We start from the raw sequence: 4,857 nt of genomic DNA on the forward strand, positions 1-4,857 counted from the left end.
CTATTTTTTTATTCAAAAAAATTTGAACTAGATTTACTGTTTAAAGACTATCATAACTGGATTCGGTATTTTTACTTGCCGAATTCAAGTTTAAATAATAGTTAATAAATGAGTAGCTGCATAGACTAATGAAAACCGGCGGGGTTAAAGCTCAGCCGGTTTTTTGCATTTAACTGTATTAAAATTTACGAAAACACCAATTCCAAGCAAAGTTATCAACTTTGACTGTAAATACAAGCTCAGTCGTCTTAGAAGTCAATTTAAGCTGAATTTGAACTCTGCCAGCACTTTACTTTTTCTTCTAATAATACGATAATTATTATCAATAAGGAAATAAGAATATAATTTGTATTTTAAGGAGAAAAAGAAAATGAAGATTAATAAACTATCAATCAAGTACAAAATTTTACTGCTGGTGACAATCGGGATTATTCTCTTAACAGGGGGAATAATTTATAGAATTCAGGGAGTTGCTTCCAGTGAGGCAAATCAGGCGGCAGTGGTCAAAGCAGTTTCGGATTTAGAACTGGGTTATGAGATTATCGACTCAAAGTTTCCAGGTCAATGGGAGCTGAGAGGAGATCAGTTATATAAGGGAGAAACATTAATTAGTGCTAATAATCAGCTGGTTGATCTGATCGGAGAGCTTTCTCAGGGAAATATTGTGACAATCTTTGCTGGTGAGATAAGAACTGCCACCAATGTCTTAGAAAACGGCAGCAGAGCAGTAGGTACTCGAGTTTCAGCTGAGGTTAAAGAAAAAGTTTTTAATGGGCAGCGCTTTACCGGAGCAGCAAATGTGCTGGGGAGAAGCTATCAGACAGCATATATGCCTTTAAGAGATGAAGATAATCAAATTGTTGGTATCTGGTCTTTAGGTACATCTACTGACTTTGTCGAAACAATGAAGTCAGGGATCACCTTTTCGACAGCTACCTTTGCTTTGATTGCAGGTTTTATATTTCTTGCAGTGGTTTTTGTCTTTGTTCTTAAAATGACAGAGCCCCTTAAAAACTTAAGCAGCTATGCAGGGGAAATTGCAGCTGGGAATTTAACTTTTGAAATTAAAAGTAATTATCTAAAAAAAGAAGATGAAATTGGAATTCTGGCAGCTTCTTTTAAAAAGATGAGAGATAATTTAAAAAATCTAATTGGAAACATTGATGACAGTATTGATGAACTGAGTGACTCCAGTCAGGAGTTAACTGCCACCGGAGAAGAACTTTCAGCTTCAGCAGAAGAGGTTGGAAACTCCATTCAACAGATTGCCTCCGGGGCAGAGGAACAGTCGGCTCAAGTGGAGGAAGTTTATTCTATTTTTGAAAGACTGGTAGAAAATATAGATCAGGTAAGTCATAATTCTGATTTGATGGCCGGGCAGTCAAAAGAGGTGATGGAAAATATTCAAAAGGGAGATAGCTCCTTAAAAAGTTCGGAAAATAGTTTTAAAGCAGTAAATGATAATATTAGAGAAACTTCAGAGCTCATTAATTCACTGGGAGATTCTTCAGAAGAAATTGGAGAGATTATTAATTTAATCGATAATATTGCCGCTCAGACAAATCTGCTGGCTTTAAATGCAGCGATCGAAGCAGCTAGGGCCGGGGACGCCGGCAGAGGATTTTCGGTGGTAGCCGATGAGATCAGGGAACTGGCAGAACAGTCAGCAGCCTCTACTAAAAGCATTGCTGAGCTGATTGCCTCAATTCAAAAGGGAATCAAACAGACAGTAAATAAAATGAAAGAAAATGAACTGAAAGTAGAAGAAAGTGTAATAAATATTAATAATACCGCTGAATTATTTAATCAAATTACTGCAGCCTCCAAAAATCTAGATCAGCTGGTCCATGAGATTGATCAGATGACCAGAGAAATGAATAATGACAGCCGGGGAGCAAAGAATTCTGTTAAAGAAATTGCTGTGGTCAGTGAGGAAGCTGCCTATAATGCGGAAGGAGTTGCTGCTGCAAGTGAGGAGCAGTCAAAATCAACAAAGATAATTGCCGAAGCTTCAGAGGATTTAACTGAGCTGGCAAAAAATCTTTCAGCCTTAATTAAGAAGTTTAGAATTAAATAAGTGATAAAATTAAAGTATCAGGATTCTTAATAAGCTTAAGTTTCCTGATACTTTTCAGTATTTAAGATGAAAAAGCTGAAGTTTTTATTGATCATTAAGATTTAAACTTAATTGATTTTTTTTAATAGCTTCATCTTCTCTTTTTATTTCTACTTTTAAAAATTCTTTTCTAAGTTCTGTAATAGTACTTTTGTCTTCTATATTTAAGCTGTATCCATCATTAATACTTTCATAACTAAAATCCTCAATATTTTGAGCTAATGTAGATATGATTTTATTAAGATAAATCCAAGCTTTATTCCGAATAAATCTTTTAGTTTCAGCATTGCTCCAGGTGTTCCAGATTTTAATCACATTTTCAATAATATCTGTTTCTATATCTAAAATTATTTCTCCATTATTATCTGAATAATTAAGTTGTCCCAGGAAAACAGCGTTTTATGGCGGTCTAATTCATCCTTTTTTTCAGCAGAATGTTTATTAAAATAACTGAACAATTCTTCTCTGGATTTATAATAACTCATATTTATCTCCCCTTTCTTAGATTGCTACTCTAATTATAATACATCTGTTTGTTAAAACAACTACCAGTATAAAAAAATTTCCAAAAAGAGGTTTTGAATGGCAATTTAAAAAAGGAAACAAATAAAATAAGTCATTTTAAGCTATAAAACAGAGTAAATGGCATCTAATCATCTCTAATCACAATAAATAACCTAAAATAGCGATGGAAGCAGTTTAATAATTCCACCACTCTGACGATAATATAAGCAGAAGATAAAAGTGAATTAATTTTTAGGAGGGAGCAGCCATGAAAATTAACAACATTCAAGCAGGCAAGATCAATCAGTATTATAAAAAGCTGCAGCAGAAGCAGACAGAAAAGAGTGGGAGCAAAAATGACAGCACCCAAATTTCTGCTAAAGCCAAAGAAATCATGACTGCCAGAGCTGAGCTAAAAGAGATACCTCAGATTAGAGAAGAAAAGGTTGCAGCCTTAAAGGAGAAAGTTCAATCCGGTAATTACCAGGTTGACAGCAAAAAGCTGGCTGCAAAAATTCTAAATAATGTTGAGCGGGTGTAAATAATGTCAGAGAAGCTAAAAAATGAGTTATTAAGTATTTTAGAGGAAGAAAAAGCACTCTATCAAAAACTTTTTGAGATTGCAGAAGCCAAAAATGAGGCTTTAGTAAATAATGATACAGATAGATTGATGGAAATAGTAGAAAATGATAGAGAAGTAATTGCAGATATAGAAAAAAAGGATAAAGAAAGAAATGATAAAATTCAGGAGATCAAAGCTGAATTTGAAATTGAATTAGAAAAAGATTCTTACAGCAATTTAATTGAAAAACTGTCCCAAGGCTGGGGAGAAAAATTAAATCCAATTAGAGAAGAACTGATAGAATTAACTGATGACTTTCACAGTCTAAATGAACAGAACCAAAAACTTCTCGAGCAGGCAATAGAGTTAAATCAAATTTCTTTTGAAACAATAGTAAAAAGCATTAAAGAACAGGATACCACTTATTCTAAAGATGCAAAAGTAAAGAAAGAACAGCCGCGAATTATAAATAAACAGGGCTAAAGGTGGGAAGATAATGAATATATTTAGCGGCCTGCATGTCGGGTTAAGAGCACTGGAAACACAGCGCAAATCACTCGATGTAACAGGGCATAACATAGCAAATGCAAATAATGAAGATTATAATAAACAGCGAGCAATACATAAGGCTTCTTATCCATATACAGCTCCCGGACTTTCCAATCATGGAGGAGCCGGACAGTTTGGTACAGGTGTTGAAATTGCGGAGGTGGAGCGGGTTAAAGATCAGTTTATTAATTCTCAGATTTTTAACGAGACTCAGGCTTCCGGCTACTGGGAAGAAATGCAGCGTGGGTTAGAGAAAGTAGAATATATACTAAATGAACCTTCTGATTCCGGAATCGACAGTGCTATCAATCAGTTCTGGAATTCACTCCAGGATTTAAGCAATAATCCGAGTGATAATGCAGCCCGGAATATGGTAAGAGAAAATGCCAGAAATGTAATTGACTCTTTTCAGAGTGTAAATAATCAGCTGACTGATTATAAGAAGAGTATTAATGAGAATCTTTCTAATGCAGCAGCCGAGATTAATAATATTACTAAAAAAATGGCTGATCTTAATAAGCAGATTGTTTCTATTAAAGGGAGTGGACAGAACCCCAATGATTTACTGGATCAGCGAGATGCTCTTTATAAAGATTTGAGTAAATTAATTAATGTCCAATCCAGACAGGATGCTCAGGGTAACCTGATTGTTTCAACTCAGGGGATGCAGCTGGTTAATGGGTCAGATGCTTATGAGCTAGCAGCTAAGGGTAATACTGATGATAACAGTATTCCGCGGATGGAAGATAAGCTAATCCACACCCGGACTGGAACAGAAATCAAACCAACCAGTGGTAAAATAGCAGCCTGGATGGATATGCGAGATGAGAAGTTAGACTTTTATGCAGGCAGGCTTAATCAGATGGCTAAAACTATGGTGACTGAGTTTAATAAGCAGCATCAGGCTGGTTATGATGCTAATGGTGTTGATGGCGGAAATTTCTTTAAGCCAATTGACAGCTCCAGTGAACAGAGTGCAATTGCTCAGTTAGATCTGACAGCGGCTATCAAAGATTTAGAAAATGGTCTCAGTAAAATAGCAGCCGGAAATAAGAATATTGATTCTTTTATTGAACTGGACACTCAAGGAAATGATCTGGAAGGTAATTATCAGGTTGAAGTTACA

Annotated in this window: 6 protein-coding genes; 4 read left to right on the top strand and 2 right to left on the bottom strand. The window is 35.3% G+C overall.

All coding sequences use genetic code 11. From position 1 onward, the window contains the following. Positions 1-370 precede the first annotated feature (370 nt). Positions 371-2,077 carry a methyl-accepting chemotaxis protein gene (locus CI949_RS16865; RefSeq protein ID WP_290768483.1) on the top strand — a complete coding sequence of 569 codons (1,707 nt, stop codon included), beginning with the start codon at positions 371-373 and terminating at the stop codon, positions 2,075-2,077. A gap of 84 nt (positions 2,078-2,161) precedes the next feature. Here the strand turns inward: CI949_RS16865 and CI949_RS16870 are convergent, their stop codons facing one another. Together CI949_RS16870 and CI949_RS16875 are read right to left on the bottom strand one after the other, a co-directional pair. After that, a complete protein-coding gene (locus tag CI949_RS16870; RefSeq protein WP_290768485.1) occupies positions 2,162-2,431 on the bottom strand; it encodes a hypothetical protein in 270 nt (89 codons plus the stop codon). 32 nt (positions 2,432-2,463) lie between these two features. Then, positions 2,464-2,601 (bottom strand): hypothetical protein, encoded by a 138-nt coding sequence (locus CI949_RS16875; RefSeq protein ID WP_290768488.1) that lies wholly within the window; start codon positions 2,599-2,601, stop codon positions 2,464-2,466. Positions 2,602-2,888: 287 nt separating this feature from the next. Here CI949_RS16875 and flgM point away from each other — a divergent pair, with 287 nt between their 5' ends. The 3 genes from flgM to flgK form a co-directional block, all read left to right on the top strand. Further along, a complete protein-coding gene (flgM, locus tag CI949_RS16880; RefSeq protein WP_290768490.1) occupies positions 2,889-3,161 on the top strand; it encodes a flagellar biosynthesis anti-sigma factor FlgM in 273 nt (90 codons plus the stop codon). 3 nt (positions 3,162-3,164) lie between these two features. Beyond that, a complete protein-coding gene (locus CI949_RS16885) occupies positions 3,165-3,665 on the top strand; it encodes a flagellar protein FlgN (RefSeq protein ID WP_290768493.1) in 501 nt (166 codons plus the stop codon). A 13-nt stretch (positions 3,666-3,678) separates the two neighbouring features. Beyond that, positions 3,679-4,857 (top strand): flagellar hook-associated protein FlgK (flgK, locus tag CI949_RS16890; protein ID WP_290768496.1); only part of this gene is annotated, 1,179 nt, incomplete at its 3' end.

It is taken from the genome of Halanaerobium sp. (genome assembly GCF_003070835.1).